23 protein-coding genes and 1 pseudogene are annotated in these 25626 nt (G+C 70.5%); 10 read left to right on the top strand and 14 right to left on the bottom strand.

Annotated elements, in window-relative coordinates; all coding sequences use genetic code 11:
- Window positions 1–17: 17 nt before the first annotated feature.
- The 3 genes from O7601_RS02475 to sucD all read left to right on the top strand — a co-directional run bounded on the left by O7601_RS02475 (window position 18) and on the right by sucD (window position 2991).
- The gene (locus tag O7601_RS02475; RefSeq protein WP_281564681.1) at window positions 18–422 is read left to right on the top strand and encodes a cobalamin B12-binding domain-containing protein; all 405 of its coding nucleotides are present in this window, start codon (window positions 18–20) and stop codon (window positions 420–422) included.
- 499 nt (window positions 423–921) lie between these two features.
- The gene (gene sucC / locus O7601_RS02470) at window positions 922–2100 is read left to right on the top strand and encodes an ADP-forming succinate--CoA ligase subunit beta (protein ID WP_281564680.1); all 1179 of its coding nucleotides are present in this window, start codon (window positions 922–924) and stop codon (window positions 2098–2100) included.
- A 3-nt stretch (window positions 2101–2103) separates the two neighbouring features.
- Window positions 2104–2991: a succinate--CoA ligase subunit alpha gene (sucD, locus tag O7601_RS02465; protein WP_281564679.1), complete on the top strand. Its 888-nt coding sequence runs from the start codon at window positions 2104–2106 to the stop codon at window positions 2989–2991.
- Window positions 2992–3031: 40 nt separating this feature from the next.
- On the opposite strand, the gene O7601_RS02460 is transcribed toward sucD, so the two are convergent.
- The gene (locus tag O7601_RS02460) at window positions 3032–3292 is read right to left on the bottom strand and encodes a DUF4190 domain-containing protein (protein WP_281564678.1); all 261 of its coding nucleotides are present in this window, start codon (window positions 3290–3292) and stop codon (window positions 3032–3034) included.
- 177 nt (window positions 3293–3469) lie between these two features.
- Between O7601_RS02460 and O7601_RS02455 the strand changes: the two genes are divergently transcribed.
- Window positions 3470–4759: a DUF6350 family protein gene (locus O7601_RS02455; RefSeq protein ID WP_281564677.1), complete on the top strand. Its 1290-nt coding sequence runs from the start codon at window positions 3470–3472 to the stop codon at window positions 4757–4759.
- Window positions 4760–5021: 262 nt separating this feature from the next.
- On the opposite strand, the gene O7601_RS02450 is transcribed toward O7601_RS02455, so the two are convergent.
- Window positions 5022–5732, bottom strand: a complete 711-nt coding sequence (locus O7601_RS02450; protein ID WP_281564676.1) for a DUF4190 domain-containing protein — start codon at window positions 5730–5732, stop codon at window positions 5022–5024.
- Window positions 5733–5739: 7 nt separating this feature from the next.
- The gene (locus tag O7601_RS02445; RefSeq protein ID WP_281564675.1) at window positions 5740–6039 is read right to left on the bottom strand and encodes a CD225/dispanin family protein; all 300 of its coding nucleotides are present in this window, start codon (window positions 6037–6039) and stop codon (window positions 5740–5742) included.
- Between the two features lie 155 nt (window positions 6040–6194).
- On the opposite strand from O7601_RS02445, the pseudogene purN reads away from it, so the two are divergent.
- Together purN and purH are read left to right on the top strand one after the other, a co-directional pair.
- Window positions 6195–6800 (top strand): annotated as a pseudogene (gene purN, locus O7601_RS02440) (phosphoribosylglycinamide formyltransferase); the annotation flags it as partial.
- A 9-nt stretch (window positions 6801–6809) separates the two neighbouring features.
- The gene (purH, locus tag O7601_RS02435) at window positions 6810–8381 is read left to right on the top strand and encodes a bifunctional phosphoribosylaminoimidazolecarboxamide formyltransferase/IMP cyclohydrolase (protein WP_281566767.1); all 1572 of its coding nucleotides are present in this window, start codon (window positions 6810–6812) and stop codon (window positions 8379–8381) included.
- 94 nt (window positions 8382–8475) lie between these two features.
- Here the strand turns inward: purH and O7601_RS02430 are convergent, their stop codons facing one another.
- From O7601_RS02430 to O7601_RS02400, 7 genes are all read right to left on the bottom strand, one after another.
- A complete protein-coding gene (locus O7601_RS02430) occupies window positions 8476–10845 on the bottom strand; it encodes an EAL domain-containing protein (protein ID WP_281564674.1) in 2370 nt (789 codons plus the stop codon).
- 93 nt (window positions 10846–10938) lie between these two features.
- Window positions 10939–11967, bottom strand: a complete 1029-nt coding sequence (locus O7601_RS02425; RefSeq protein ID WP_281564673.1) for a dipeptide ABC transporter ATP-binding protein — start codon at window positions 11965–11967, stop codon at window positions 10939–10941.
- On the bottom strand, window positions 11951–12988 hold the full coding sequence (locus tag O7601_RS02420; RefSeq protein WP_281564672.1) for an ABC transporter ATP-binding protein: 1038 nt from the start codon (window positions 12986–12988) through the stop codon (window positions 11951–11953). Before O7601_RS02420 ends, O7601_RS02425 begins: the two co-directional genes overlap by 17 nt.
- A 7-nt stretch (window positions 12989–12995) precedes the next feature.
- Window positions 12996–13952 (bottom strand): ABC transporter permease, encoded by a 957-nt coding sequence (locus O7601_RS02415; RefSeq protein ID WP_281564671.1) that lies wholly within the window; start codon window positions 13950–13952, stop codon window positions 12996–12998.
- Entirely contained in the window at window positions 13949–14080 is a 132-nt protein-coding gene (locus O7601_RS02410) for a hypothetical protein (protein WP_281564670.1), read from the bottom strand. Before O7601_RS02410 ends, O7601_RS02415 begins: the two co-directional genes overlap by 4 nt.
- A complete protein-coding gene (locus tag O7601_RS02405) occupies window positions 14073–15011 on the bottom strand; it encodes an ABC transporter permease (protein WP_281564669.1) in 939 nt (312 codons plus the stop codon). The genes O7601_RS02410 and O7601_RS02405 overlap by 8 nt, the downstream gene beginning before the upstream one ends.
- Before the next feature lie 81 nt (window positions 15012–15092).
- Window positions 15093–16697 (bottom strand): ABC transporter substrate-binding protein, encoded by a 1605-nt coding sequence (locus O7601_RS02400; RefSeq protein ID WP_281564668.1) that lies wholly within the window; start codon window positions 16695–16697, stop codon window positions 15093–15095.
- Between the two features lie 425 nt (window positions 16698–17122).
- On the opposite strand from O7601_RS02400, the gene O7601_RS02395 reads away from it, so the two are divergent.
- Complete coding sequence (locus O7601_RS02395) at window positions 17123–17983, top strand: bifunctional methylenetetrahydrofolate dehydrogenase/methenyltetrahydrofolate cyclohydrolase (RefSeq protein ID WP_281564667.1); 861 nt, start codon at window positions 17123–17125, stop codon at window positions 17981–17983.
- Window positions 17984–18063: 80 nt separating this feature from the next.
- On the top strand, window positions 18064–19014 hold the full coding sequence (locus tag O7601_RS02390) for a malate dehydrogenase (protein ID WP_281564666.1): 951 nt from the start codon (window positions 18064–18066) through the stop codon (window positions 19012–19014).
- A 70-nt stretch (window positions 19015–19084) separates the two neighbouring features.
- On the opposite strand, the gene O7601_RS02385 is transcribed toward O7601_RS02390, so the two are convergent.
- On the bottom strand, window positions 19085–19861 hold the full coding sequence (locus tag O7601_RS02385) for a TetR/AcrR family transcriptional regulator (RefSeq protein WP_281564665.1): 777 nt from the start codon (window positions 19859–19861) through the stop codon (window positions 19085–19087).
- An 82-nt stretch (window positions 19862–19943) separates the two neighbouring features.
- Here O7601_RS02385 and O7601_RS02380 point away from each other — a divergent pair, with 82 nt between their 5' ends.
- Both O7601_RS02380 and O7601_RS02375 read left to right on the top strand, forming a co-directional pair.
- A complete protein-coding gene (locus tag O7601_RS02380) occupies window positions 19944–20342 on the top strand; it encodes a VOC family protein (RefSeq protein WP_281564664.1) in 399 nt (132 codons plus the stop codon).
- 182 nt (window positions 20343–20524) lie between these two features.
- Window positions 20525–21742 (top strand): NADP-dependent isocitrate dehydrogenase, encoded by a 1218-nt coding sequence (locus tag O7601_RS02375; RefSeq protein ID WP_281564663.1) that lies wholly within the window; start codon window positions 20525–20527, stop codon window positions 21740–21742.
- 341 nt (window positions 21743–22083) lie between these two features.
- On the opposite strand, the gene galT is transcribed toward O7601_RS02375, so the two are convergent.
- The 3 genes from galT to cysC all read right to left on the bottom strand — a co-directional run bounded on the left by galT (window position 22084) and on the right by cysC (window position 25569).
- Entirely contained in the window at window positions 22084–23160 is a 1077-nt protein-coding gene (gene galT / locus O7601_RS02370) for a galactose-1-phosphate uridylyltransferase (protein WP_281564662.1), read from the bottom strand.
- The gene (locus O7601_RS02365; protein WP_281564661.1) at window positions 23157–23945 is read right to left on the bottom strand and encodes a DeoR/GlpR family DNA-binding transcription regulator; all 789 of its coding nucleotides are present in this window, start codon (window positions 23943–23945) and stop codon (window positions 23157–23159) included. The genes galT and O7601_RS02365 overlap by 4 nt, the downstream gene beginning before the upstream one ends.
- 94 nt (window positions 23946–24039) lie before the next feature.
- Window positions 24040–25569 carry an adenylyl-sulfate kinase gene (gene cysC, locus O7601_RS02360; RefSeq protein WP_281564660.1) on the bottom strand — a complete coding sequence of 510 codons (1530 nt, stop codon included), beginning with the start codon at window positions 25567–25569 and terminating at the stop codon, window positions 24040–24042.
- Window positions 25570–25626: the final 57 nt, after the last annotated feature.

Genomic DNA, 25626 nt, shown 5'->3' with positions numbered 1-25626 from the left:
GTGAAAGGGATGCCCAGATGAGCTCTCGTGTTCGGGTCGTCGTCGCCAAGCCGGGCCTGGACGGCCACGACCGTGGCGCCAAGGTGGTGGCGCGCGCACTGCGTGACGCCGGCATGGAGGTCATCTACACCGGCCTGCACCAGACCCCGGAGCAGATCGTGGAGACCGCGATCCAGGAGGACGCCGACGCGGTCGGTCTCTCGGTGCTCTCCGGGGCGCACATGACGCTGTTCCGCCGGGTCCTCGAACTGCTCGACGAGCGGGAGGCCCGGGACATCGTCGTCTTCGGCGGAGGCATCATCCCGGAGGCCGACCTTCCGGAGTTGGCGCGGCTCGGCGTGGCCAAGATCTTCACCCCGGGCGCCACCACCGCATCCATCGTGGAATGGGTCCGGGACAACGTCGCCCAGCCGGTGGCCTGAGCACAGGGGGAGGGGCCGGACGCACCCCTCACACGTCCGGCCCCTCTATGCACGATGCCCCGCCGCCACCCCTCGACCGACAGGGCATCGGCCGTTTCCGTCTTCGCGCTTTCCAGCGCTCCGACACCTGACTCAACGACGCCCTTCCTGCGGGGTTACGCGGGACCGCCGAGAACCGTCACCGCCCTGACAAGATCGCTCGAACGGGTGACGTCGCGCGTGCCGGTGGACCCGGCGTCGGCCCGGGCTGTGCATTACCGCACACCGCGCACCCGCTCGGTTGCCGGCGGTGCCGGCATCGCTAGGCTGCGCCCAATGAAACCTTTCCCACCTCCCTCTGCGAGCCGGACCGTCAGGTCGGCTGCGGCGCGTGGTCGCGGTGGCGAGGGTTCGACGGCCCGCGTCAACTTCAACTGATGTCGGGCATCACACTGTTTTCTTTCCATACGCTGGTGGCGGCGCGACGGTGCGCCGCAGAGACGGGACGGGACGCGCAATCGTGGACCTGTACGAGTACCAGGGGCGGGACCTGTTCGAGCGGCACGGGCTTCCCGTGCTCGCCGGCGGCGTCGCCACGACCCCGGAGGAGGCCCGCGCGATCGCCGAACGCCTCGGCGGCCGGGTGGTCGTCAAGGCGCAGGTGAAGGTCGGCGGCCGAGGCAAGGCGGGCGGCGTCAAGCTGGCCGAGGGCGCGGAGGAGACGGTGGCCCGCGCCACCGACATCCTCGGCATGGACATCAAGGGCCACACCGTCCACAAGGTCATGATCACTGTGACCGCGGACGTGGCCGAGGAGTACTACTTCTCGTACCTGCTCGATCGGGCGAACCGCACGTTCCTCTGCATCGCCAGCGTCGCCGGCGGCATGGACATCGAGCAGGTCGCCGCCGAGACCCCGGAGAAGGTCGTCAAGGCACCGATCGACGCCGTCAAGGGCGTGGACGAGGCGAAGGCGCGGGAGATCGTCGACGCGGCCGGCTTCCCGGCCGAGGTCGCCGACCAGGTCGTCGAGGCCGCGGTCGGCCTGTGGCGGGCGTTCGTCGCCGAGGACGCCACCCTGGTCGAGGTGAACCCGCTGGCCAAGACCGCCGAGGGCAAGCTGCTGCTGCTGGACGCCAAGGTGACGCTGGACGAGAACGCCGGCTTCCGGCACCCCGACCACGAGGCACTTGTCGACCAGGCGGCGGTGGACCCCCTGGAGCAGGCGGCCAAGGAGAAGGACCTCAACTACGTCAAGCTCGACGGCGAGGTCGGCATCATCGGCAACGGCGCGGGCCTGGTCATGTCGACCCTCGACGTGGTCGCCTACGCCGGAGAGCGGCACGGCAACGTCAAGCCGGCCAACTTCCTCGACATCGGCGGCGGCGCGAGCGCCGCGGTCATGGCCAACGGTCTGGAGATCGTGCTCTCCGACCCGTCGGTCAAGAGCGTCTTCGTAAACGTCTTCGGCGGCATCACCGCCTGCGACGCGGTCGCCAACGGTATCGTGCAGGCGTTGGGCCTGCTGGAGCAGCGGGGCGAGCAGGTCACCAAGCCGCTCGTCGTCCGCCTCGACGGCAACAACGCCGAGGCCGGTCGGGCGATCCTCGACGGCGCGAACAACCCGCTGATCGAGCGGGTTGACACCATGGACGGCGCGGCCGAGCGGGCCGCCGAGCTGGCGGCTGCGGGGGTCTGACACATGGCTATCTGGCTGACCAAGGACTCGAAGGTCATCGTCCAGGGGATGACCGGTTCCGAGGGCTCCAAGCACACCCGCCGGATGCTCGCCGCCGGTACCAACGTGGTGGGCGGCGTCAACCCGCGCAAGGCCGGTACCACAGTCGACTTCGACGGCACCGAACTGCCGGTCTTCGCCGGCGTCGCCGACGCGATGAAGGACACCGGCGCGGATGTCACGGTCATCTTCGTACCGCCGCAGTTCACCAAGGCCGCGGTCATCGAGGCGATCGACGCCGAGATCCCGCTGGCCGTGGTGATCACCGAGGGGGTGCCGGTGCACGACACCGCCGCCTTCTGGGCGTACAACGTGGCCAAGGGGGAGCGGACCAGGATCATCGGCCCGAACTGCCCCGGCATCGCCTCGCCGGGCGCCTCGAACGCCGGCATCATCCCGGCCGACATCACCGGCTCCGGCCGGATCGGCCTGGTCAGCAAGAGCGGCACGCTGACCTACCAGATGATGTACGAGCTGCGGGACATCGGCTTCTCCACCTGCGTCGGCATCGGCGGCGACCCGATCATCGGGACGACGCACATCGACGCGCTGGCCGCCTTCGAGGCCGACCCGGACACCGACGCCATCGTCATGATCGGTGAGATCGGCGGGGACGCCGAGGAGCGGGCGGCCGAGTTCATCAAGGCCAACGTCAGCAAGCCGGTGGTCGGCTACATCGCCGGTTTCACCGCCCCGCCCGGCAAGACCATGGGGCACGCCGGTGCGATCATCTCCGGCTCGGCGGGCACCGCCGACGCCAAGAAGGAAGCGCTGGAGGCGGTCGGCGTGAAGGTCGGCAAGACGCCGACCGAGACGGCCAAGCTGATGCGCGAGATCATGTCCGCGGGCTGAGCGGAACACGCATCGAGGGGCCGACCGGAAGGTCGGCCCCTCAGCGGTTCCAGTACGGGTAGTTGCCGGTCGCCTGCAGGATCAGGCTGACGACGATGTTCAGCACGCCCAGCGCGATGGCCACGTAGCCCAGCACCGGCGACTGGCGGAACCGGCGGGCGTCGCGGATCGACAGCCAGCCGAAGACGATGCCGAGGATGCCGCAGCAGAGCACCCCGGTAACGATGCCGAGCACGCCCCAGAGAGTCGTGCGGTCCCGGCCGGTCGGTGGTGGCGGGGGCGGTGGATACGGAGCGTTCACGACTCCCCTTCCGGTGACATGCTGCCGCGACGTCGGTCACGGCCCCTGAGCCGAGGCTAGATGAGCCGGTGCCCGTCCACGTCGGATCGGGCGAACTGCCTCCTCCGGCGCACCGAGCGTTGGCTGCGAGCGGGTGTCGGGCAGCCAGGGCCGGCACGGCATGCCAGAGTAGAGCCGATGTCCGTCACCCCTGACCAGCCTCGCCGGGCCACCGACGCCCGCGGTGCCGGCGTCCGGCCACCCGGCCGGGCCGGTCCTCCGCGCCGGGTGCCCGCTGCGCGGGCGGCACCCTCGGGGCGCAACCACGCGCCGCTCGCGGTCGCCGCGCTGGTCGCCGCCAGCGGGGCGGCCGTCACCACCTGGCTTCCGGTGGCGCTGACGCTCTGGCTGTTCCAGCTCAGCGAGGGGGCCGGCAGCCTGCTCGACGCCGCCCGTGCGGGGGCGGCGGGCTGGCTCCTCGGCCACGGAGTGCCCCTGGCCACGGCCACCGGCCCGCTGGGCCTGGCGCCGCTCGCGGTGACCGCGCTGGCGGTGTGGCGGCTCAGCCGGGCCGGGGTGCACGCCAGCCGGGCGATCGGTGCCCGCGGCGGCCGGTCGCCGGGCCGTACGCTCGCTGCCGCGACGGCGGTCGGTGTCGCGTACGGGCTGTTGGGAGCGCTCGCCGCCATCCTGGTCGGTGCCGGTGGCCCGGGCGCGTCGCCGGTACGTGCCGGGCTGACGCTGGTGATCGTCGGCACCCTCGCCGCCGGTGCCGGTGCCGCCCGTACGACCGGGGTGGCGGTGGTCTTCGCCGCGCAGACGCCGATACCGTTGCGTGAAGGCGTACGCGCCGGCCTGGTCGCCGCCCTGGTGCTGCTCGGCGCGGGCGCTGCCGTGGCTGGGCTGGCCGTGGCGACCGGTGGTGGTGACGCGGCCGACCTGATCGGCGCCTATCAGACCGGTGTCGCCGGCCAGGCCGGCATCACCCTGGTCAGCCTCGCGTACGCGCCCAACGTCAGCGTGTGGTCGGCCAGTTACCTGCTCGGCCCCGGCTTCGCGGTCGGCACCGACACGGCGGTACGCACCAGCGAGGTGTCGGTCGGCGCGCTACCGGCTCTGCCGCTCTTCGCCGGCCTGCCCAGCGGGCCGGCCGACGGACTCGGCGCGGTCGCCGTGCTCGCCCTGCCCATCCTCGTGGGTATGGCCACCGGCTGGCTGCTCGCGCGCCGCATGCTGCGCCTGGCCGCCGCCGAACGGACACCCCTGTCGTGGCGACGGCTGCTCGTGCCGGCGGCCCTCGCCGGACCGGTGGCCGGCCTGCTGCTGGGCGCGGCGGCTAAGGCGTCCGGCGGGCCGCTGGGCGGTGGCCGGCTGGCGGAGGTCGGGCCGGTCGGTTGGCAGGTGGCGCTCGCGGCGCTGCTGGTCACCGGTGCCGGCGCGCTGCTCGGTGCCGCCGCCACCCGCTGGCTCGCCCGGCTCGCGACCTGAACCTCTCGTCGCACCCCGCGCCTTCGGCACATTGCCCCGCGCCTTCGGCGCATTCCCTTGTGCCGGGTGACTGCAGAATCCCCGATGTTGTGGCCTGTCTGGGTGCGCAAGGCGGCAACATCCCCGATGTTGTCCGTGCATCCTGCGGGGGAGGCGGTGAGGGTGCGATGGATGGGTGGGGGAGTTGGGGAGGGTGGGCGATTCTGATTGGGTAGGGGCGTCCCGGGTGTTCCGGGACGCCCCTGGCGGTGGTTGGGCCCGGTCAGGGATACATTGATCCGCCGACGTCAAGCGCCAACGCCACGATCTGTAGCAGGCCCAGCAACAGCCCCACCGCGCCGCAGATCAGGCCGGCGAGTGCCTGTCCGGAGTTGCCGGCCAGCCCCTGGTCGGCCTTCTGCTTGCCCAGCCAGCCGGTGACGAGTGCCGCCAACCCCAGCGGGATGCCGAGGTAGCAGCAGCTCAGCGGGATCGACACGATACCGAGGATCATCGCGATCAGGCCGAGGGTGTTCTGCTGCCCCTGCGCGCCGGTGAAACCGGCGTGCGGGTACATCGGCGTGCCGCCGTAGGGCTGCGGCGCGTAGGGGTCGGCGTAGGGCTGCCCGTAACCTGGCTGACCGTACGTTGGCTGGCCGTAGCCCGGGTGACCGTACGTTGGCTGCCCGTAGCCCGGCTGACCGTGCATTGGGGGTTGCCCGGCGGCCGGTGGAGGACCGGCCGGCGGCGCGTACGGATCGTAGGGCGCGGGCGGAGCCTCCGGCTGACCCGGAACCGGTGGCTGCTGACCGTACGGATCGGCCGGTGGCTGCTGACCGTACGGATCGGTCGGCTGGGCGTACGGGTTGGCCGGCGGTGGCGCGTACGGGTTGGCCGGGGGCGGCGCGTACGGGTTGGCCGGCTGGGGTGTGGTCGGGTCCCCGTACGGCGGCTGCTGGCCGTACGGGTCCTGACCGGGTTGACCGGGCTGCATCCGGTGCTCAGTAACCGCTGGCGTTGCTGCCGCTCATCGAGCCCAGCAGGCCGCCGCCGAGGCAGCACACCAGGACGATCGCGATCCAGGCGATACCGACGATCAGGGCCCACTTGGACCACTTCTTCGACTCGGCCGCCGCAGCCTGTGCGCCCGCGTAGTCACCCTGCTGAAGCAGCGGGTTGACCTTCGAGGCATTGATGATCGCCGGGATGGCCAGCGGCCAGAAGAGGAAGATCGCGACGATCGACATTGTCATGTTGTTGTCGACCGACTGCGGTGGCTGTGACTGGTACTCGGGCTGCATGACGACGTGCTCCTCACGGTTGTTCGCTGACGGGTGCGGGAACGGACATGCGCCGGTCCCAAGCGACCGGCAGCGTACCCGGTTCCGGCCAGTTCGGTGGTCGCGCGACGCCGCGCTGCCCAGCGGATGGGCACCGGTCGCTGGCCGGATAGGGTGTGCCGGTGACCCAGTCCGCCCGTATCGTCGTCCTTGTCTCCGGCTCCGGAAGCAACCTTCAGGCTCTGCTGGACGCGACCGCCGACCCGGCGTACGGGGCGCGGGTGGTCGCGGTCGGTGCGGACCGTGACGGGATCGCCGGCCTGGACCGGGCCGTCGCCGCGGGGGTGCCCACCTTCGTCGAGCGGGTCAAGGACCACCCGGAGCGCGAACAGTGGGACGCCGCGCTCACCGCGCGGGTCGCCGAGCACCGACCCGACCTGGTCATCTCGGCCGGGTTCCTGAAGTTGGTCGGTCCCCACTTTCTCGCCGCCTTCGGCGACCGGTACCTGAACACGCACAACACCCTGTTGCCGGCGTTTCCCGGCATCCACGGCCCGCGTGACGCCCTCGCCTACGGAGTCAAGGTGACCGGGGCGACCCTCTTCTTCGTCGATGCCGGGATGGACACCGGCCCGATCGTCGCGCAGGTGGCGGTGCCGGTACGCGACGACGACGACGTCGACACGCTCACCGAGCGCATCAAGGAAGCGGAACGGAGCCAGCTCGTCGAGCAGGTGGGCCGGCTGGTCCGGGACGGTTGGACGATCACTGGAAGAAAGGTCATGGTCGGCGTGAACTCCATCCAGGACGGGCGTCGCCCGATCCGGCGAGCACTGGTCAGCGTCTACGACAAGACCGGCCTGGCCGGCCTGGCCCAGGCGCTGCACGCCGCCGGTGTGGAGATCGTCTCCACCGGCAGCACCGCGTCGACGATCGCTGCGGCGGGGGTGCCGGTGACGCCGGTGGAGCAGGTGACCGGGTTCCCGGAGATCCTCGACGGGCGGGTGAAGACCCTGCACCCGGCGATCCACGGTGGGCTCCTCGCCGATCTGCGCAAGGACGCGCACACCGCCCAGCTCGACGAGCACGGCATCGCCGGGGTCGACCTGCTGGTGTCCAACCTGTACCCGTTCCAGGACACCGTCGCCTCCGGCGCCGGTCAGGACGAGTGTGTCGAGCAGATCGACATCGGCGGCCCGGCGATGGTTCGGGCGGCGGCCAAGAACCACGCCTCGGTGGCCGTGGTCACCGACCCGGGCGCGTACCCGATGCTGCTGGCCGCGCTCGACGGCGGCGGTTTCACCCTGGCGCAGCGTCGGGCGCTGGCCGCCCGCGCCTTCGCCGACATCGCCGAGTACGACGTGGCGGTCGCCGAATGGTTCGCCGCGTCGGTGGCCCCGGCCGCCGACGGCATGCCTGAGTTCGCCGGTCTGGCGTTGCGCCGGCAGTCGGTGCTGCGCTACGGCGAGAACCCGCACCAGAGCGCCGCCCTCTACGCAGACCCGGCCGGCCCGGTCGGGTTGGCTCAGGCCGAGCAGCTGCACGGCAAGGAGATGTCCTACAACAACTACGTCGACGCGGACGCCGCCTGGCGGGCCGCGAACGACTTCGCCGACCAGCCCGCGGTGGCCATCATCAAGCACGCCAACCCCTGCGGCATCGCGGTCGGCGCGGACGTGGCGGAGGCACACCGCAAGGCGCACGCCTGCGACCCGGTCTCCGCCTTCGGCGGGGTCATCGCCGTCAACCGACAGGTCTCGGTCGAACTGGCCGGGCAGATCGCCGAGATCTTCACCGAGGTCGTGGTGGCGCCCGACTACGCACCCGGTGCGGTGGAGACGCTGCGGGCCAAGAAGAACATCCGGCTGCTGCGCGCGCCCGCCTTCGAGCCGCGTCCGACCGAGTGGCGGCAGGTCAGCGGCGGCGTGCTGGTGCAGTTGCGCGACGCGATCGACGCCGAGGGCGACGACCCGACCAGCTGGCGGCTGGCCACCGGTGAGCCGGCCGACGAGGCCACCCTGGCCGACCTGGCCTTCGCCTGGCGGGCGGTACGCGCGGTGAAGAGCAACGCCATCCTGCTGGCGGCTGACGGTGCGACAGTCGGCGTCGGAATGGGGCAGGTCAACCGGGTGGACTCGGCCCGGCTGGCGGTCAGCCGGGCCGGTGCCGACCGGGCGCGCGGCGCGGTGGCCGCTTCGGACGCGTTCTTCCCGTTCGCCGACGGCCCGCAGATCCTCATCGACGCGGGCATCCGGGCGATCGTCCAGCCCGGCGGCTCGATCCGTGACGAGGAGGTGATCGCCGCCTGCAAGCAGGCCGACGTCACCATGTACCTCACCGCCACCCGCCACTTCTTTCACTAGCCCGCGCGAGGCGACTGCGAGATCTTGGACAGTTTCCGTTAGCGAAGAACGGAAACTGTCCAAGATCTGGGGGCTGTGGTGACTGAGTGGCCGTTCAGGTCGTCGGTTGGACGGTTGTCACGGGCCGCTGGCGGGCCAGCAGGCCGGAAATGCCTTCGGCGGTCATCGGTCGGGCCAGGTGGTAGCCCTGGCCGCGGGTGTAGCCGAGGGCGCGGAGCACCGCGACCTGCTCGGCGCTCTCGACGCCCTCGGCGACGGTCTCCAGGCCCAGGGCGTGGGCAAGCTGGATCACCGCGCGGGCCACCGCCTGCCGGGCGTCGGCGGCGGCTGCCTGGCCGTCGTCGATCTCGATACCGTCGACGAAGGACTTGTCGAGCTTCACGATCGCGGCCGGGAAGGCCCGCAGCAGGCTCAGTGACGATTCGCCGGTGCCGAAGTCGTCAAGCGACAGGCGGATGCCCATCCGGTCGAGTTCGAAGAGGGTTCGGGAGACCTGCTGACCGCGGAGCACCGCCGACTCGGTCACCTCCAGGACCAGTCGCTCGCAGGGCAGCCCGCTCTCAGCCAGCGCGGCCGTCACGTCGGAGACGAAGTCGGGATCGTGCAGTTGTCGCGCGGAGACGTTCACGCCCGCCTCCCGGAGTGCGTCCGGCCCGAACTCCCGGGACCACGCCGCCGCCTGGCGGCACGTCTCGCGCAGCACGAACCGGCCCAGCGGCACGATCAGACCGGTCCGTTCGGCGGCCGGGATGAACTCGGCCGGGCCGACGAGCCCGCGCGTCGGGTGATGCCAGCGGATCAGCGCCTCGACCCCGACCAACCAGTTGTCGTCGAGCCGCAGGATCGGCTGGTAGACGACCCGCAGCTCGTTGTCGTCCAGGGCCCGCCGCAGTTCGCCGCCGAGCTGCATGTGGGCCAGCACCGGCTCACCCATGCCGTCCACGTACCGTACGAAGCTCGCCTTTCCTCGCTGTTTGGCCGTGTACATGGCGACGTCGGCGTCCCGCAGCACCGAGTCGACGGTGGCACCGGGCCGGGCGTCGGCGATGCCGATGCTGGCCTGCACCAGCAGGCGGTGCTGACTGATCGGCTGGTCGAGCGCGGCCAGCAGCCGGGCGGCCAACTTCTCGGGGTCGGCGTCCGCGCCGGTGAGCAGCACGGCGAACTCGTCACCGGCGACCCGTACCGGTAGGCCCTCGTCGCCGACTTCGGCGCGCAGCAACTGGGCGACCGAGACGAGCAGCCGGTCACCGACGCCGTGCCCGAGCAGGTCGTTGACGGTCTTGAAGTCGTCCAGGTCGACCAGGAGCACCGACGCGGGGGCGGTGGCGGTGAGCGCGGACGCGAGCCGGTCCCGGAAGAGCACCCGGTTGGCCAGCCCGGTGAGGCCGTCGTGGCTGACCTCGTGCTGGAGGCGCTCCTCCTGGATGCGGGTGTTGCGCAGCAGCCGGGCGTTGTCTCGATAGGCGATGAACTGCCGGATGCTGACCAGGGCGGTCACCACCACGGCGGCGATCAGGACCACCCGGACCGGCCAGGTCAGGGGAGCGCCGAAGGCGACGGCGAGCAGCGGCACGTCGACCGCCACCACCGCCAGGTACGGCAGCAGGACGCCGTTGCGGGTCTGATCGCGGCGGACACCGAGATCGGACCGCCACTGCGCCCGGACGCCAAGCGTGAAGAACACCGGAGTCAGCGGCATCACGATCGCCTGGACGGGGATGCCGGCTACGTACCCGTACCGGACCGCCAGCACGGCGACGATCCCGGCGGTGACGCCGCCGCTGGCTGCGACGAATCGCAGGGCGACGCGATCCACCGGTCCACCAGTGACGAACGACACCTTTGTCGCGGCGCCGACCGCGACCAGGAAGGCGAGCCCGACCAGCGCCATCGCCTGCGGGCTCCACGGCTCGTCGGCGGCAAGCATCGGGGCCAGCCCGACGTAGCAGAGCAGGGTCGCGCAACCGAGGAACGCGATCATGCGGTCGAGCAGGATGCGCCATCGCTCGACACCGCCGGTCTCGGCGATCGGCACCCGGGCCACCGCCCAGCTGGCCACGACGAATCCGATCGCCACGCAGGCCGCCGCCGGCAACGGCATGCTCCGGGTACGGGCCTCGGCGGCGTGCGCCAGCATGTCCGACGCCAGCCAGCCGTACCCGATCGTGATGGTGACCGCCGCGACGAGGAGCGCGCGCCAGAAGCGGCGGGTGACCGGGTCGAGGCCGGCGTGGCGGAGCAGGTGCACGACGGACCCGGCGGCCAGGACCCCACCGGCGGGAACGAAGGTGTACGCGAGCGCCTCGGTGCCGGCGCCGACGGTGAAGTTCGCGACGCACCAGACGGCACCGAGGGCGGCGACCGCCAGGGTGGCCTGCACATACCGCACGGTGATCCGACTGTTCGTCGCGGCGCCCCCGGCCGAGGGGCCCGTCGCTGGCCGTAGCGCCACCTGCGTCACGGCTGTAGACCCTAGTGAGTGAGCAGAGGATCGCCATCCGTCATCGGGTGCTTCTTCGGTGCCGCAGTATCCACTAGGGAGGGAGGTCCGGGCTCAGCGTTGCGGACGGAGCTCGGCGAAGTGGCAGGCCGAGGGATGTGGGTCGGCGGCGCGTAGCACCGCCTGCGGATCCTGGGTGGCGCAGATGTCCTGGGCCTTCCAGCAGCGGGTGCGGAAGTGGCAGCCGCTGGGCGGGTCCGCCGGGCTCGGCACGTCGCCGCGCAACCGGATGATGCTGCGGTGTTCCCGGGCGTCCGGGTCCGGCACCGGGGCCGCGGAGAGCAGCGCCTGGGTGTAAGGGTGGGTGGCGCGGTCGTAGATCTCGTCCTCGGTGCCGATCTCCACGATCCGGCCCAGGTACATCACCGCGATCCGGTCGGAAATGTGCCGGACCACCGACAGGTCGTGGGCGATGAAGATGTAGGACAGGCCCAGTTCGTCCTGGAGCTCCTCCAGCAGGTTGATCACCTGAGCCTGGATGGAGACGTCCAGCGCGGAGACCGGCTCGTCGCAGACGATCACCTCGGGTCGTAGCGCCAACGCCCGGGCGATGCCGATGCGCTGTCGTTGGCCACCGGAGAACTGATGCGGATAGCGGTTGATGTGCTCCGGGTTCAACCCCACGACGTCGAGCAGTTCCTGGACCCGCTGCTGGCGGCTGCCCTTCGGGGCCGCCTCCGGATGGATCTCGAACGGCTCGCCGATGATGTCGCCGACGGTCATCCGTGGGTTGAGTGAGGTGTACGGGTCCTGCATGACCATCTGCATGTTGCGCCGGATCCGGCGCAGCTCACCACCGGAGGCGGCGAACAGATCCTGGCCGGCCAGGGTGGCGCGGCCGGCGGTCGGCTTCTCCAGCCGCATCAGCAGTCGGGCCAGCGTGGACTTGCCGCAGCCCGACTCACCGACGATGCCCAGCGTCTCGCCCCGGCGCAGTTGGAAGCTCACCCCGTCGACGGCCTTGACCGCCCCGGTCTTCTTCTTGAACACCACGCCCTGTGTGATCGGGAAGTGTTTGACCACGTGGTTGACGTCGAGGAGGGTCTCACCGCGGACCTTCGTGGGGCTAGCCGGCGCGGTCATCGCGTACCTCCTGGGCGAAATGGCACGCGCTGGTCCGGCCGTCGCCGAGGACCAGGTCGTGCGGCACCACGTCCACACAGACCTGCTGCACGTACGGGCACCGGGGGTGGAAGGGGCAACCGCTGGGGATCCGCATCAGGTTGGGCGGCAGGCCACGGATCGTGGACAGCCTCCCGCCCCGCTGGTCCAGGCGCGGAATCGAGTTCAGCAGACCCTTGGTGTACGGGTGGGCGGGCGCCCGGTACAGCGACCGGACGTCGGCGTGCTCGACGATCCGGCCCGCGTACATGACCGCGATGCGGTCCGCGACGTCGGCCACCACACCCAGGTCGTGGGTGATCAGGATCATCGCCATGTCCAGGTCCCGCCGCAGGTCGGCGAGGAGATCCATGATCTGGGCCTGCACGGTGACGTCCAGCGCGGTGGTGGGCTCGTCGGCGATGAGCACCTTCGGTTCCATCGCCAGGGCCATCGCGATCATCACCCGCTGCCGCATACCGCCGGAGAACTGGTGCGGGTAGTCACCGAGACGCCGCCCCGCGGCGGGGATCTGCACCAGGTCCATCAGCTCCACCGCGCGGCGACGGGCGTCCGCGCGGGACATCCCGAGTCGCTGGCGCAAGGTCTCGCCGATCTGCCAGCCGACCGGGAAGACCGGGTTCAACGCGGAGAGGGCGTCCTGGAAGATCATCGCGATCTCCTTGCCCCGGATCTGCCGGCGTTGCTCCTCCGGCAGGCCCAGCAGGTCGCGACCGGAGTAGCGGATCTCGCCAGAGCTGATGTGGGCCGGCGGAGTGTCCAGGATGCCCATGATGGCCTGGGCGGTGACGGACTTGCCGGAGCCGGACTCGCCCAGCACGGCGAGCGTCTCGCCCGGGTCCAGGTGGTAACTGACCCCGTTGATCACCTTGGCCACGCCCTCGCCGGTGCGGAACTCGACGTGCAGGTCGCGCACCTCCAGCAGGTGCCCGTCGGGTGGGGTGGGCGAGGCCGGCGTCGGCCGGACGGCGTGCTGACTCATGAGGGGATCACCGGAGCTTCGGGTCGAAGGCGTCGCGGATCGCGTCGCCGAGCATGATGAAGGCCAGCACGGTCAGCGCCAGGAAGGTCGACGGGACCACCAGTGGGGTCGCCGACTCCCGCATGTGCACCCGACCGTTGTTGATCTCGATGCCCCAGGAGATGGTCGGCTCCCGCAGCCCGATGCCGAGGAAGGACAGCGTCGCCTCGGCGGCGATGAACGAACCGAGCGCGATGGTCAGCACCACGATGGCCGGGGCGAGTGCGTTCGGCAGGATGTGCCGCCACATGATCCGCCCGTTGCCGGCCCCCAGCATCCGCGCGGCGGCCACGTAGTCCTGCTCCCGAGCGGTGATCACCGAGGACCGGACCACCCGGGCGGCGGTGGTCCAGCCGAGCACCGCCAGCACGAAGATGACCGCGGCGACGCGTACCGTGGCGCTGTCGCTGCCGATGCGCTTGAGCAGGACGATCGCGGCCAGCAGCAGCGGGATGCCGAGCACGATGTCGATCACCCGGGAGAGCACCGCGTCGACCCAGCCGCCGAAGTATCCCGCGAGCATCCCCACGACCAGCGCGATCAGGCCGGTGAACAGCGCGCTCAGGGCGCCGACCAGCAGCGAGGCCCGCGCGCCGTAGACCGCCCGGGCGTACGTGTCGCAGCCCTGGAAGTCGTACCCGAAGATGGCGCCGCCGGAGGGCCCGGCGTGCTGCCGGGACAGCACGCAGTCGGCGGGGTCGTTGCTGGTGAACAAACCCGGCACAGCGGCCATCGCGGTCACCAGCAGCACCAGGAGCAGGCTGATCCAGAAGATCGGCTTACGGCGCAGGTCACGCCAGGCGTCGCCGGCCAGGCTGCGCGGCTTGCGGGGCCGCCCCACCTGGTCCGGTGTGCCCGGCTCCCCGGCTGGCCCACGCCGCGCGGCCTGGTTCTCCGACGCCGCCACCGTCTCGAAATCACTCATCGCCACACCCCGGCCCGGTCGACCCCACCCCAAGCGTCGATCATGAAGTTGTTGTCGGCCCCTCCGGCGTGGCGGGGCAACAACTTCATGATCGACCTGCCGAGGATGGGGGTTGGACGGTCACTCATAGCGGATCCTCGGGTCCAGGACGGCGTACAGGATGTCGACCACCAGGTTGGAGACCAGGTAGACCACGACGAGCACGCTGACGATGCCCACCACCAGCGGGCCGTCCTCAGTGCGGATGCCGCGGAACAGGTTGAAACCGACGCCCGGGATGTTGAACACGCCCTCGGTGATGATCGCGCCGCTCATCAGGTTGCCGACCTCGACGCCGAGGAAGGTGATCACCGGGATGAGCGAGTTGCGCAGCACGTGCACGCTCACCACCCGCCGATTCGGCAGGCCCTTCGACCGCGCGGTGCGCACGTAGTCGGCGCGCAGGTTCTCGGCCACCGAGGTACGGGTCAGCCGCAGCGCGGTGGCCAGGGAGAGCGAGCCGAGCACGATGCCCGGCAGCAGCAGCGCGAAGAAGTCGGGATCAGCGCCGGCGGTGGGCGGGAAGACCTGCCACTTGACGCCCAGGAAGTACTGCGCCAGCGGGGCGAGCACGATTGTCGGAATGCCGAGCACCAGCAGGGTCAGCAGCAGGGTGGCGTTGTCGAAGACGCTGGCCCGCCGGATGCCGGCGAGGACGCCCGCGGTGACGCCGAAGATGACCGCGACCGCGATGGCGATCAGAGCCAGCCTGATCGTGACCGGCCAGGCGGCGGCCAGGATGTCGCCGATCGACCGTCCGGTGAGCGACTCGCCAAGGTCGCCGCGGAGCAGATTCGAGATGTAGTCGAAGTACCTGTAGAAGAAGCCGCCGATCCCGGTGGCGTCGAGGTGGTACTTCTCCGTGAGGTACGCCCGCTGTGCGGCAGTGACCGGGCGTTCCCCGGCGAGGGCCTGGATCGGATCGCCCTGACCGGCGAACATCAGCGCGTAGACGATCAGTGTGGTCCCGAAGAAGGCCAGGACCATCTGGAGCAGACGCCGCACGATGAAGCGGAACATAATTGGCAGTCTCCCTGAAAAGGGGCGAACCGCGTGGCGGGTCGGGTCACCTCGCGGTGACCCGACCCGCCGGCGTGGGTGTTACTTGATCGCTTCGATCTTGGTCAGGTTGACCCGGTCGAAGAGGTCCATCTCGACGTTCTTGACCTTGGTCGAGTGGCCGAAGTTGTTCTGGCCGAACCGCAGCGGTACGACCGGCAGGTCCTCGGCCAGCAGGTCCTCGGCCTCCTGGTACTTCTTGATCGCCTCCTCCTCGCTGGGGGCGCTGGCGCCCTCGGCGAGCAGCCGGTCGAAGTCCGGGTTGCTGTAGCCGTAGTAGTTCGACGAACCGTTGGTGCTGTACAGCGGGCCCAGGTAGTTCTCCATGGACGGGTAGTCCATGATCCAGCCCATCCGGAACAGGCCCACCGGCTGCTTGGCCTTGACCTTGGTCAGCAGGTCGGCGAACTTGGGCTCGGCGCTGCCGACGCAGTCCACGCCCAGGTTGGCCTTGAGCTGGTTGCAGGTGGCGTCGATCCAGTCCTTGTGGCCGCCGTCGCCGTTGTAGGACAGGGTGATCTTCGACGGGCCTCCGGCGGCCTGGTAGAGCGACTTGGCCTTGGCCGGGTCGAACTCGCCCGCGGCGCCCACGGTGTTCTCCCGGTAGCCGGCGACGGCCGGGGAGACGAACGCGCGGGCCGGCTGCTGCGAGTCCTTGAAGATCGACCGAGTGATCTCGTCGCGGTCGATCGCCATCGAGATGGCCTTGCGTACATCCGGGTTGCTGAACTCCTCCTGGAAGGTGGGGAACGCCAGGAAGTGCAGCGACGACGCCGGGCTCTGCAGGAAGCGGTCGCCCAGATCGGTGCCGGCGGTGGAGAGGTTCTCCGTCGGGATGGTCTTGATCACGTCAAGGTTGTCCGACAGCACGTCCGCGTACGCCGCGGTCAGCTGCTGGTAGATCCGGAACTCGACGCCGGCCACCTTCGGCTGCTCGCCGGGGAAAGCGTCGTACCGCTCGACCTCGACCTTGGCGTCGTGCTGCCAGGTGCCCTTCATCTTGAACGGACCCTGGCCGATCGGCGCCTGCTCGAAGCCCTCGGCCAGCTCGCCGGGAGCGCTGAACGCGGCTTCCGGCAGCGGGTAGAAGGCGGTGTAGCCGAGCATCGACTTGAACTCGCTGTACGGCTGGGAGAGCGTGACGGTGAAGGTCAGGTCGTCGACCTGCTTCAGCCCGCTGAGCGTCTCGGCCTTCGGGCTCTCGCCCTGCAGGTCGTCGTAGCCGGCGATCTTCTCGAAGAAGTAGCTGGAGTTCTGCCCGTTCGGCGCGTAGGCGCCGTAGTTCCAGGCGTCGACGTAGTTGTCGGCGGTGACCGCTTCGCCGTTGTGGAACGTGTAGCCGTCCTTGAGTTTGATCGTCCAGGTGGTGTTGTCCTCGGACGTGATCGACTCCGCGGCCACCTCGTACGGCTTGTGGGTCTCGTCGTAGTCGACAAGCGGGCTGAACAGGGCGGCGAGCACCTGGGAACCGCTCGTCTCGTTGGTGTTGGTCGGCACCAGGTGCTGCGGCTCGGCGATCTCGATCCGCACGGCCGCACTGGGGTCGCTCTCGCCGGATCCGCCGTCGCCGCCCGAGCCGCAGGCCACCAGGCCCAGGGTCACCGCGAGCGGGAGGGCGGTCCAGGCAGCGAGCCTACGAACACGCATCTAGCCTCCTCATCTCCATTACGCTGCGCAGTCGGGCCCGGCTTTGGGGTGACGCTGCGCAACGACCGGCAACGGTAGGTCGTATGCCGCGAGTCGGCAACGTAGCGGTTGCGATGGGGTAACGGAACGCCACCCCCGGTCTTGTCGGGCTCTCGGTAGCGTGCTACACGCATTACTGAGATGCCGCCCTGAAGTGCGGAGATATGGAACGATTGGGCGACGTTGACGGCTCGGTGGGTTGCCTGGTTGCGGCCCGTCATGATCGTCGGATTGTGGGCCTTCGTGCCCGGGCGTCCGGAACCGGTGTGTTGGGCTCCACAGATTGTCACGCTAAGTGACGAATGACACCTCACGCAAAGTAGTCTGGCCGGTCGGGTCGCCGAGGTCGGGGGAGCCGGTGGCGGCGGACGTGAGACGATCTGCTCGTGACGGCGACGCTTCTGGACGGCAAGGCGACCGCGGCCGAGATCAAGGACGAGCTGCGGACGCGGGTGAAGGCGCTGGCGGAACGGGGCACCGTGCCGGGGCTCGGCACGGTGCTGGTCGGGTCCGATCCGGGCTCCCAGGCGTACGTCAACGGCAAGCACCGGGACTGCGCCGAGGTCGGCATCGCCTCCATCCGCCGGGAGCTGCCGGCCGACGCCACCCAGGAGCAGGTCGACCAGGTCATCGCCGAGCTGAACGCCGATCCGGCCTGCCACGGCTACATCGTCCAGCTGCCCTTGCCGGCGCACCTGGACACACAGCGGGTGCTGGAGCTGATCGACCCGGACAAGGACGCCGACGGCCTGCACCCGGTGAACCTGGGCCGGCTGGTGCTCGGCTACGACGCGCCGCTGCCCTGCACCCCGCGCGGCATCGTGGAGCTGCTTCGTCGGCACGACGTGCCGCTGCGCGGCGCCAACGTGGCGGTGGTGGGCCGGGGCAACACCGTCGGACGCCCGCTGGGGCTGCTGTTGACGCGGCGGAGCGAGAATGCCACCGTCACCCTCTGCCACACCGGCACCCTGGACCTGGCCGCGCACACCCGGGCCGCCGACATCGTGATCGTGGCGGCGGGCGTACCCGGTCTGCTCACCGCGGACATGGTGAATCCGGGGGCCGTCGTGGTCGACGTGGGCATCACCCGGGTGATCGGTTCCGACGGCAAGGGCCGCTACACCGGCGACGTGGACCCGGAGGTCGCCGAGGTGGCCGGCAAGCTGGTACCGATGCCCGGCGGGGTCGGTCCGATGACCCGCGCCATGTTGCTCACCAATGTCGTGGAGCGGGCCGAAGGCCCATAACCGTCCGCCCCTGGCCCGATCGGTGCCAGGATGGCTGATACGGTCCGGAAAACCGACTGGTATCAGGGAGTGGGACGACCATGGGTAAGAAGGTCACTGTCGTCGGGGCCGGATTCTACGGCTCCACCACCGCGCAGCGCCTGGCCGAGTACGACGTCTTCGACACCGTCGTGATCACCGACATCATCGAGGGCAAGCCCGCGGGCATCGCCCTCGACCTCAACCAGTCGCGTGCTGTGGAGGGCTTCGAGACCAAGGTCGTCGGGGTCACGACCGGTCCGAACGGTGAAGGCTACGAGGGCATCGAGGGCTCGGACGTGGTCGTCATCACCGCCGGGCTGCCGCGCAAGCCCGGGATGAGCCGGATGGACCTGCTGGAGACCAACGCCAAGATCGTCCGTCAGGTCGCCGAGAACGTGGCCAAGTACGCCCCGAGCGCCGTCGTCATCGTGGTCTCCAACCCACTCGACGAGATGACCGCGCTGGCCCAGATCGCCACCCAGTTCCCGCGCAACCGGGTGCTCGGCCAGGCCGGCATGCTGGACACCGCCCGGTTCACCAACTTCGTCGCCGAGGCGTTGCAGGTGCCGGTGAAGTCGGTGAAGACGCTGACCCTGGGCTCGCACGGCGACACCATGGTTCCGGTGCCGTCGCAGAGCAGCGTGAACGGCAAGCCGCTGCGCGAGGTGATGCCGGCCGAGCAGATCGAGGACCTGGTCGTGCGTACCCGCAACGGCGGGGCCGAGGTGGTGGCGCTGCTCAAGACCGGGTCGGCGTACTACGCCCCGTCGGCGGCGGCGGCCCGGATGGCGAGGGCGGTCGCAGAGGACTCCGGCGAGGTCATGCCGGTCTGTGCCTGGGTCGACGGCGAGTACGGCATCGCCGGTGTCTACCTGGGCGTCGAGGCCGAGATCGGCGCCCAGGGCGTCAAGCGCGTGGTGGAGACCGACCTCGACGCCGACGAACTGGCCGCCCTCAAGGAGGCCGCCGAGGCGGTCCGCGCCAAGCAGGCCGACGTCGCGTCCATGTGACCGCGACGAGCTGAGTTGACCAAGAGGTTTGCGTCTCGGGAGGGTTGATCCCGAGACGCAAACCTCTCGGTCAATGTGGCGGTTCGGGGGTGGTGGCGATCAGGGTGGTGAGGGCGTCGAGGACGCGGGCCAGGCCGAAGTCGTACGCGTGGTCGGGGTGGTACGCGGCGTTCTGAGCCGCTCCGGCCGCGGCGCCGACCCGGACGGCGGTCGGAAAGCGTCGCTCATCGAGGACCTGCGCCAACAGGGGTGCGTTCGCCGTCCACCACTGTTCGTCCGTCCAGGCGCTCTCCTGCTGGGCGGAGCGTGCCTCGGCCGCCGAGCGGGCGGCAGCCCGGACGAAGTCGAGGACGTAGGTGAGCGCGGCGTCGCGGGTCACGTCGTCCAGCCCGGTGCCGTCGAAGGCGCGCAGCTCGTACTCGTACTTCGTCATCTGGCCCGGCCCGAGCGGTGGGCGGCCGGTGGCGATCTCGGCCGCCCAGGGGTGAGCGGTGAACAGTTCCCGGTTGTCCGTCGCCAGCGCCGCCACCCGGGCTCGCCACGGGTCGCCGGAGCGGTCCGGCCTGGGCATGCCGGTGTAGATCGCGTCGAGCATCAGGTCGAGCAGTTCGGCCTTGCCCGGGACGTACGTGTAGAGGGTCATCGGTGCCACGCCGACGGTCTGGGCGAGCGCCCGCATGGTCACCGCGTCAAGCCCTTCGGCGTCCGCCAACTCGATCGCGGCCAGCACGATGTCGTCAAGTGAGCGGCCCTGACGGGGGCCACGACGAGGCACATCGTCGGTCTGCCGCCAGAGCAGACGCAGGGTGTGAGCGGGGTCTCCGCCCCCGGTGCGGTGGTCGGGCACCCACTGATCTTCGCAGGTTAAAACCCCGTACACAGTACGTTGTACAATGTACGTAGTTTCCGTCTCCGCACAGGGGGTGCGCGTGCACATCACTGCATCGGCGATCTCGCTCAACGTCGAGGACGTGCCGGCCTCGGCCGCGTTCGTCCAGCAGCACTTCGGATTTCACGAGCAGATGTCGGCCGAGGGCTTCGTCTCGCTGGCCCGGGAGGACGTCGGGTTCAACCTGATCTTCCTGCGTACCGGGCTGGCCAGCCTGCAGCCGGAGAGCCTGCGGACGCAGCGGGCCGAGGGGGTGCTCGTCGCCTTCGTGGTGGACGACATCGACGCCGAGTACGCCCGGCTCACCACCGCCGGTGTGCCGATCGCCACCCCGATCCAGACCGAGCCATGGGGCGAGCGCTTCTTTCAGGTCGCCGACCCCAACGGGGTGATCCTCCAACTCGTGCAGTGGGTGCACGGGCCGGAGGCCGCCGGCTGAACCAGGCGATCCGCGTGCTGGTGTGCGCTGGGTCCGGTGGGGTATTGCTCCGCCGGGCCCAGCGCACGTCCGTGCCGCCGGCTTGCCGGCACGGGCCGACCGGTGGGCGCGGCGTTCCTTGTCCGAGCCGATCCAGTACGCTCGTACTGCTTGAGCATGTCCCCTGAGAGGAGCGCCGGCCGATGGCGAAGATCAAGGTAAACAACCCGGTCGTGGAGCTCGACGGCGACGAGATGACCCGGATCATCTGGAAGCAGATCCGGGAGCAGCTGATCCTGCCCTACCTCGACGTCGACCTGCACTACTACGACCTCTCGATCCAGCACCGCGACGCCACCGACGACCAGGTGACCGTCGACGCCGCAAACGCCATCAAGCAGCACGGCGTGGGCGTCAAGTGCGCCACCATCACTCCGGACGAGGCCCGGGTCGAGGAGTTCGGCCTGAAGAAGATGTGGCGGTCGCCGAACGGCACCATCCGGAACATCCTCGGCGGCGTCGTCTTCCGTGAGCCGATCATCATGTCCAACGTGCCGCGGCTCGTCCCCGGCTGGACCAAGCCGATCATCATCGGCCGGCACGCCCACGGCGACCAGTACAAGGCCACCGACTTCGTGGTCCCGGGTCCGGGCACGGTGACCATCACCTACACGCCCGCCGACGGCTCGCAGCCGGTCGAGATGGAGGTCGCCAACTTCCCCGGCGGCGGCATCGCGATGGGCATGTACAACTTCGACGAGTCGATCCGGGACTTCGCCCGGGCCTCGTTCCGCTACGGCCTGGACCGCAACTACCCGGTCTACATGTCCACCAAGAACACCATCCTCAAGGCATACGACGGCCGGTTCAAGGACATCTTCGCCGAGGTGTTCGAGGACGAGTTCAAGGCCGAGTTCGACGCCGCCGGCCTCACCTACGAGCACCGGCTCATCGACGACATGGTCGCCGCCGCGCTGAAGTGGGAGGGCGGCTACGTCTGGGCCTGCAAGAACTACGACGGTGACGTGCAGTCCGACACCGTCGCGCAGGGCTTCGGCTCGCTCGGCCTGATGACCTCGGTCCTGCTCTCGCCCGACGGTCGCACCGTCGAGGCCGAGGCCGCCCACGGCACCGTCACCCGGCACTACCGGCAGTGGCAGAAGGGTGAGAAGACCTCGACCAACCCGATCGCCTCGATCTACGCCTGGACCCGTGGCCTCGCCCACCGGGGCAAGCTGGACGACACCCCGGCGGTCACCGAGTTCGCCAACACCCTGGAGCAGGTCATCGTCGACACCGTCGAGGGCGGCCAGATGACCAAGGACCTCGCGCTGCTGATCTCGCGCGACGCCCCGTGGCAGACCACCGACGAGTTCATGAACACGCTCGACGAGAACCTGGCGCGCCGCCTGGCCGCCTGAGTCTCACCGCAGTTCACCGAGCCCGCCGACCCGAGCGCCGGCGGGCTCGGTGTATCCGTGCCCGCAACGGCGGCGTGTCGCGACCGGACGCGCCCGTCGGCGTCACTTCGTCCGGCGCGCCTCGTTGACCTGGATGGACGAGATGCCAGTCCCGTCCTGGAAGGTTGACCGTCGCCACCGCGCGACGCGCGTGCCCAGCAGCCAGCCTTCCCGGCTGTCAAGTACAGCCAGCCGTCCCTTCCCCGCGGGGGGCCCTGTCCCGGGCCCCCCGCGCCCTGCTGCCCCAAGCCCTGCTGCCGGGCCGCGCGTTGCGCGGGGTGGCGGTCGGCGAGACTCGCCCGTCACATCGCGCGCAGCAGCTCCGCGGCGCGCTCCGGGGCGATGTCGTTGATGAAGACCCCCATGGCCGACTCCGAGCCGGCCAGGTACTTCAGCTTGTCTGCCGCCCGCCGGACGCTGAACAGTTGCAGGTGCAGATGCCCCAGCTCGCGCTCGACCCGGACCGGCGCCTGGTGCCAGGCGGCGATGTAGGGCATGGGCGAGTCGAACAGCCCGTCGAAGCGGCGCAGCAGGTCCAGGTAGAGCGGTCCGAACGCGTCGCGTTCCGCCTCGGTCAGCGCCGGCAGGTCGGGCACCGCCCGGTGTGGCGCGACGTGCACCTCGAACGGCCACCGGGCGGCCGCCGGGACGTACGCCGTCCAGTGCTGGTTCGTCGCCACCACCCGCTCGCCGGCGGCGCGTTCGGTGGCCAGCACGTCGGCGTAGAGATTGCCGCCCCCGGTGCGCTCGGCGTGCCGGCGGGCCGCGCCCAGCAGCGACCGGGTCCGGGGGGTGACGAACGGGTACGCGTAGATCTGCCCGTGCGGGTGGTGCAGCGTCACCCCGATCTCCACCCCCCGGTTCTCGAAGCAGAAGACCTGCTCGACGCCGGGCAGTCCGCCGAGCACCGTGGTCCGGTCGGCCAGCGCGTCCAGCACGGTACGCACCCGGCGCGGCGGTAGCGCGGCGAAGGAGGTGTCGTGATCGTCGGTGAAGCAGACCACCTCACAGCGCCCCTGCCCGGGCCGGGCCGGAGTGAACGGGGTGATCGCGGCCGGTTCGGCCACCACCCGCCCACTCAGCGCCGGAAACCGGTTCTCGAAGACCGCGACCGCGTACTCCGGCGCCGGAATCTCGCTGAGCCGCTCCGGCGTCGAGGGGCAGAGCGGGCACTGGTCGGCCGGGGGCAGGAAGGTCCGGGTCTGCCGGTGCGCCGCCAGCGCCACCCACTCGTCGGTGAGCGGGTCGTAGCGCAGTTGGGACGCGGGTGGGGGAGGCGGCAACGGGCGCCGGTCCGGCTGGTCGCGGACGGCGTCGTCACGCTCGTCGAAGTAAATCAGTTCGCGGCCGTCGGCCAAGCTGATCGCCGTACGTCTCATCGCAGTGTCCCGCCTTCGGTGACCGGCACGACGATCAGTTCGCCGACCCGGTCGGTGAGCAGTCGTCGGGCCTCCGGTGCCAACCGGTCGTCGGTGACCAGCACGTCGGCCGTACCCAGGTCGGCGATGGCGGAGATGCCGACCGTGCCCCACTTGGTGTGGTCGGCGAGCACCACCAACCGGTCCGCCGCCGCGACCAGGGCCCGGTTCGTCTCGGCCTCGGTCAGGTTCGGGGTGGTGAAACCGGTCCGCTCGGTGATCCCGTGTACCCCGAGAAAGAGCAGATCCAGGTGCAGGGTGCGGACAGCGCCGACGGCCAGCGGCCCGACCAGGGCGTCGGAGGGGGTGCGCACCCCACCGGTCAGCACCACCGTCTGGTCGGCGCGGCCCCGCTCGTGCAGGATGTCGGCCACCGGCAGCGAGTTGGTCACCACGGTCAGGGCCGGCACGTCGAGCAGCTGCCGGGCCAGTTCTGCGGTGGTGGTGCCGGCGGAGAGCGCGATAGCCGCCCCGGGCCGGACCAGCTGCGCGGCACGCCCGGCGATGGCCGCCTTCTCGGCCTGCTGGCGTACCGACTTGGCCTGGAAGCCCGGCTCGTCGGTGGCGCCCAGGACGGTGGCGCCGCCGTGCACCTTGGCGAGCAGGCCACGTTCGTGCAGCAGGTCCAGGTCGCGGCGGATGGTCATGTCGGAGACGCCGAAATCGGCGGCCAACTCGCCGACGCGTACGCCGCCGGTCACCCGGACCCGGTCGAGAATCGCCGCATGGCGCTGCCGCGCGAGCATCGACCCCTCCCGACCTTCACCTGAGCGAACAGATCCAAACAGAAGCAAACACTAGCGCTCAGGATCGACCATCGGAAGGGAAGGTGCTCCGATGTCAGAGCGCGGGCAGGCGCGGCTCCACCCAACCGGTCTCGGTCAGATGGTGCAGGACCCGCTGTACCGCCTCGTCGACGGTGAGGTCGGTGGTGTCCAACACCAGATCCGCGTCGGTCGGCTCCTCGTACGGGTCGTCGATGCCGGTCATTCCGGTGAGCAGTCCCGCCCGGGCTCGGGCATACAGGCCCTTGCGGTCGCGTTGCTCGCAGACCTCCAGCGGAGTCGCGACGTGCACCAGCACGAACCCGGCACCCGCCGCCGTCGCCATCTCCCGGGCGGTCGCCCGGGCCTGGGCGTACGGGGCGATCGGGCAGCAGACGCCGATGCCGTGGTGCCGGGCGATCTCGGCGGCGACCCACCCGATCCGACGCACGTTGGTGTCCCGGTCGGCCTTGCTGAAGCCCAGCCCGGCGGTCAGCTCGCGACGAACCACGTCACCGTCGAGCAGCGTGACGGTACGCTCACCCTCCTCGCGCAGCGCGTCGGCGAGCCCCCGGGCGACCGTCGACTTGCCGGAGCCGGAGAGCCCGGTCAGGAACACCACCAGGCCGCGGTGCCGCCGGGGCGGCCGGGCCCGGCTCAGCTCCTTCGCCACCGCCGGGGGAGTGTGCCACTCGGGCAGTGGGAAACCCCGGTCCAGCAGGTCCTCGATCTCCGCCTGGCTCAGCGCCAGCCGCCGGTTGCGGGGCGGGATGTCATCGCGCCAGCGCCACTGGCCGTCCCGATTGTCGTAGGCCAACTCGCGGGGCACCAGCACCCGCAGCCCGGCCCCGGAGAGCATCTCGCCGGTGGACAGCAGGTGGGTGACGCCGTACGCGGCGGAGACCCGGGCCAGCAGCAGGGCGTCACTGATCTCGTCGCGTCGCCGGGAGAACGGCACGGCGACCAGGGTCGCCGGAGGCATCCGGTCCCGCGCGGCGAACACGCTACGGACCAGCGCCTCCGGCGGTAGTCCACCGGTGCCGTCCTCGCCCACCGGAATCATGATCAGCAGGTGGGCGCTCAGGGTGCGTACGGCGTGTGCGATCTGCGCCAGTTGCGGTCGGTGCAGCGGCCGGTCGGCGACCACCCCGAGCACCCGACCCGGCGGCAGCAACGCGCGGACCTCCTCGGGCGTACGCCGCAGCCGCTGGAACGGACCGTGAGCGCCGTCGCCCAGCCGGCGTACGGTGCCGCCGACACCGGCCACGCCGTCGCGGATCGTCCAGGCGTCGGCCACCTCCAGGGCCGCCATCGGGGCGCCCTCGCTGTCGGTGAGCACCAGCGTCCGGCGGCCCGGGTCGGCGAGGTCGAGCTGCTGCACCACCGTCGCGGGCACCTGGAGCGGGACGGCGACCGGCCACGGGGCACCGTCGACGAGCCGGCCCCGGCGACTGACCGAGACCATGTCGGCGCGGGTCATGAACCCGGCCAGCGGCGCGTACGCACCGATCAACAGCAGCTCGAGATCAGCGAGTTCACCGGGACGCGGCGTGTACGTCGGTGCCTCCCGCAGCACCTCGTCGGGCAGCACCCACCCGTTGCTCATCAGACCCCCAACTCCGGCGACCGGCACACAGTTTCGCAGCCGGTCGCCGATCGGTCG

Origin of the sequence: Verrucosispora sp. WMMD573, assembly GCF_027497175.1 — a bacterium.
Lineage (GTDB): Bacteria > Actinomycetota > Actinomycetes > Mycobacteriales > Micromonosporaceae > Micromonospora.
This window is presented reverse-complemented; position numbering and strand designations above follow the sequence as displayed.

Bases quoted from the DNA above. Each gene is read 5' to 3' on its own strand.
- O7601_RS02475 (WP_281564681.1), top strand. From the start codon at position 18: ATGAGCTCTCGTGTTCGGGTCGTCGTCGCCAAGCCGGGCCTGGACGGC.
- sucD (WP_281564679.1), top strand. From the start codon at position 2,104: ATGGCTATCTGGCTGACCAAGGACTCGAAGGTCATCGTCCAGGGGATG.
- O7601_RS02455 (WP_281564677.1), top strand. From the start codon at position 3,470: ATGTCCGTCACCCCTGACCAGCCTCGCCGGGCCACCGACGCCCGCGGT.
- O7601_RS02450 (WP_281564676.1), bottom strand. From the start codon at position 5,732: ATGCAGCCCGGTCAACCCGGTCAGGACCCGTACGGCCAGCAGCCGCCG.
- O7601_RS02445 (WP_281564675.1), bottom strand. From the start codon at position 6,039: ATGCAGCCCGAGTACCAGTCACAGCCACCGCAGTCGGTCGACAACAAC.
- O7601_RS02425 (WP_281564673.1), bottom strand. From the start codon at position 11,967: ATGACCGCGCCGGCTAGCCCCACGAAGGTCCGCGGTGAGACCCTCCTC.
- O7601_RS02420 (WP_281564672.1), bottom strand. From the start codon at position 12,988: ATGAGTCAGCACGCCGTCCGGCCGACGCCGGCCTCGCCCACCCCACCC.
- O7601_RS02415 (WP_281564671.1), bottom strand. From the start codon at position 13,952: ATGAGTGATTTCGAGACGGTGGCGGCGTCGGAGAACCAGGCCGCGCGG.
- O7601_RS02410 (WP_281564670.1), bottom strand. From the start codon at position 14,080: ATGAGTGACCGTCCAACCCCCATCCTCGGCAGGTCGATCATGAAGTTG.
- O7601_RS02405 (WP_281564669.1), bottom strand. From the start codon at position 15,011: ATGTTCCGCTTCATCGTGCGGCGTCTGCTCCAGATGGTCCTGGCCTTC.
- O7601_RS02400 (WP_281564668.1), bottom strand. From the start codon at position 16,697: ATGCGTGTTCGTAGGCTCGCTGCCTGGACCGCCCTCCCGCTCGCGGTG.
- O7601_RS02390 (WP_281564666.1), top strand. From the start codon at position 18,064: ATGGGTAAGAAGGTCACTGTCGTCGGGGCCGGATTCTACGGCTCCACC.
- O7601_RS02375 (WP_281564663.1), top strand. From the start codon at position 20,525: ATGGCGAAGATCAAGGTAAACAACCCGGTCGTGGAGCTCGACGGCGAC.
- galT (WP_281564662.1), bottom strand. From the start codon at position 23,160: ATGAGACGTACGGCGATCAGCTTGGCCGACGGCCGCGAACTGATTTAC.
- O7601_RS02365 (WP_281564661.1), bottom strand. From the start codon at position 23,945: ATGCTCGCGCGGCAGCGCCATGCGGCGATTCTCGACCGGGTCCGGGTG.
- cysC (WP_281564660.1), bottom strand. From the start codon at position 25,569: ATGAGCAACGGGTGGGTGCTGCCCGACGAGGTGCTGCGGGAGGCACCG.